Source organism: Xenorhabdus miraniensis (assembly GCF_002632615.1).
Map to the genome: position 1 here is coordinate 110669 of NZ_NITZ01000008.1, position 2978 is coordinate 113646.

At 54.3% G+C, this 2978-nt stretch carries 1 rRNA gene; it reads left to right on the plus strand.

Annotated features, from left to right (window positions below):
- The first annotated feature begins 47 nt into the window (after positions 1-47).
- Positions 48-2955 (plus strand): 23S ribosomal RNA (locus tag Xmir_RS35030).
- The last annotated feature ends 23 nt before the right edge of the window (positions 2956-2978 follow it).

The following is a 2978-nucleotide window of genomic DNA, read 5'->3' on the forward strand; positions in this document are numbered from 1 at the left end:
TGATGAGTCTCTCAACCCTGCAATCTGAAGACACCTTCGGGTTGTGAGGTTAAGCGAATAAGCGTACACGGTGGATGCCTAGGCAGTCAGAGGCGATGAAGGGCGTGCTAATCTGCGAAAAGCGCCGGTCAGGTGATAGGAACCGCAATACCCGGCGATACCCGAATGGGGAAACCCAGTGCAATCCGTTGCACTATCATTCACTGAATCCATAGGTGAATGAGGCGAACCGGGGGAACTGAAACATCTCAGTACCCCGAGGAAAAGAAATCAACCGAGATTCCCCCAGTAGCGGCGAGCGAACGGGGAACAGCCCAGAGCCAGCATCAGCATCAGCGCCAGGAGAACGGTCTGGAAAGGCCGGCAGTAAAGGGTGATAGCCCCGTATCCGAAGACGCTGGTATTGTGAGCTCGAAGAGTAGGGCGGGACACGTGGTATCCTGTCTGAATAGGGGGGGACCATCCTCCAAGGCTAAATACTCCTGACTGACCGATAGTGAACCAGTACCGTGAGGGAAAGGCGAAAAGAACCCCGGCGAGGGGAGTGAAAGAGAACCTGAAACCGTGTACGTACAAGCAGTGGGAGCACCCTTTGCGGGTGTGACTGCGTACCTTTTGTATAATGGGTCAGCGACTTATATTCTGTAGCAAGGTTAACCGTTTAGGGGAGCCGCAGGGAAACCGAGTCTTAACTGGGCGTTAAGTTGCAGGGTATAGACCCGAAACCCGGTGATCTAGCCATGGGCAGGTTGAAGGTTGGGTAACACTAACTGGAGGACCGAACCGACTAATGTTGAAAAATTAGCGGATGACTTGTGGCTGGGGGTGAAAGGCCAATCAAACCGGGAGATAGCTGGTTCTCCCCGAAAGCTATTTAGGTAGCGCCTCGTGAACTCATCTTCGGGGGTAGAGCACTGTTTCGGCTAGGGGGTCATCCCGACTTACCAACCCGATGCAAACTGCGAATACCGGAGAATGTTATCACGGGAGACACACGGCGGGTGCTAACGTCCGTCGTGAAGAGGGAAACAACCCAGACCGCCAGCTAAGGTCCCCAAGTCATGGTTAAGTGGGAAACGAAGTGGGAAGGCTCAGACAGCCAGGATGTTGGCTTAGAAGCAGCCATCATTTAAAGAAAGCGTAATAGCTCACTGGTCGAGTCGGCCTGCGCGGAAGATGTAACGGGGCTAAACCATGCACCGAAGCTGCGGCAGCGGCACGAATGTGTTGTTGGGTAGGGGAGCGTTCTGTAAGCCTGCGAAGGTGTGCCGTGAGGCATGCTGGAGGTATCAGAAGTGCGAATGCTGACATAAGTAACGATAAAGCGGGTGAAAAACCCGCTCGCCGGAAGACCAAGGGTTCCTGTCCAACGTTAATCGGGGCAGGGTGAGTCGACCCCTAAGGCGAGGCCGACAGGCGTAGTCGATGGGAAACAGGTTAATATTCCTGTACTCGGTGTTACTGCGAAGGGGGGACGGAGAAGGCTAGGCCAGCCGGGCGACGGTCGTCCCGGTTTAAGCGTGTAGGTGTGTGCTCCTGGCAAATCCGGAGTACTGCAACACTGAGGCGTAATGACGAGGCACTACGGTGCTGAAGTGGTTGATGCCCTGCTTCCAGGAAAAGCCTCTAAGCACCAGGTAACACTGAATCGTACCCCAAACCGACACAGGTGGTCAGGTAGAGAATACTCAGGCGCTTGAGAGAACTCGGGTGAAGGAACTAGGCAAAATGGTGCCGTAACTTCGGGAGAAGGCACGCTGGCATTAGGTGAAGAGACATGCGCTCGGAGCTGAAGCCAGTCGCAGATACCAGCTGGCTGCAACTGTTTAATAAAAACACAGCACTGTGCAAACACGAAAGTGGACGTATACGGTGTGACGCCTGCCCGGTGCTGGAAGGTTAATTGATGGGGTCAGCCGCAAGGCGAAGCTCTTGATCGAAGCCCCAGTAAACGGCGGCCGTAACTATAACGGTCCTAAGGTAGCGAAATTCCTTGTCGGGTAAGTTCCGACCTGCACGAATGGCGTAATGATGGCCAGGCTGTCTCCACCCGAGACTCAGTGAAATTGAACTCGCTGTGAAGATGCAGTGTACCCGCGGCAAGACGGAAAGACCCCGTGAACCTTTACTATAGCTTGACACTGAACCTTGAGCCTTGATGTGTAGGATAGGTGGGAGGCTTTGAAGTGTGGACGCCAGTCTGCATGGAGCCATCCTTGAAATACCACCCTTGAATGTTTGATGTTCTAACGTAGGCCCGTGACCCGGGCTGCGGACAGTGTCTGGTGGGTAGTTTGACTGGGGCGGTCTCCTCCCAAAGCGTAACGGAGGAGCACGAAGGTTAGCTAATCACGGTCGGACATCGTGAGGTTAGTGCAAAGGCATAAGCTGGCTTGACTGCGAGAGTGACGGCTCGAGCAGGTACGAAAGTAGGTCTTAGTGATCCGGTGGTTCTGCATGGAAGGGCCATCGCTCAACGGATAAAAGGTACTCCGGGGATAACAGGCTGATACCGCCCAAGAGTTCATATCGACGGCGGTGTTTGGCACCTCGATGTCGGCTCATCACATCCTGGGGCTGAAGTAGGTCCCAAGGGTATGGCTGTTCGCCATTTAAAGTGGTACGCGAGCTGGGTTTAGAACGTCGTGAGACAGTTCGGTCCCTATCTGCCGTGGGCGCTGGAAGATTGAAAGGGGCTGCTCCTAGTACGAGAGGACCGGAGTGGACGCACCACTGGTGTTCGGGTTGTCATGCCAATGGCATTGCCCGGTAGCTAAGTGCGGCAGAGATAACCGCTGAAAGCATCTAAGCGGGAAACTTGCCTTGAGATGAGTCTTCCCTTGTCCCTTGAGGACACTGAAGGAACGTCCGAGACGAGGACGTGGATAGGCTGGGTGTGTAAGCGTTGCGAGACGTTGAGCTAACCAGTACTAATGAACCGTGCGGCTTAACCTGACAACACCGAAGGTGTTTTGGGT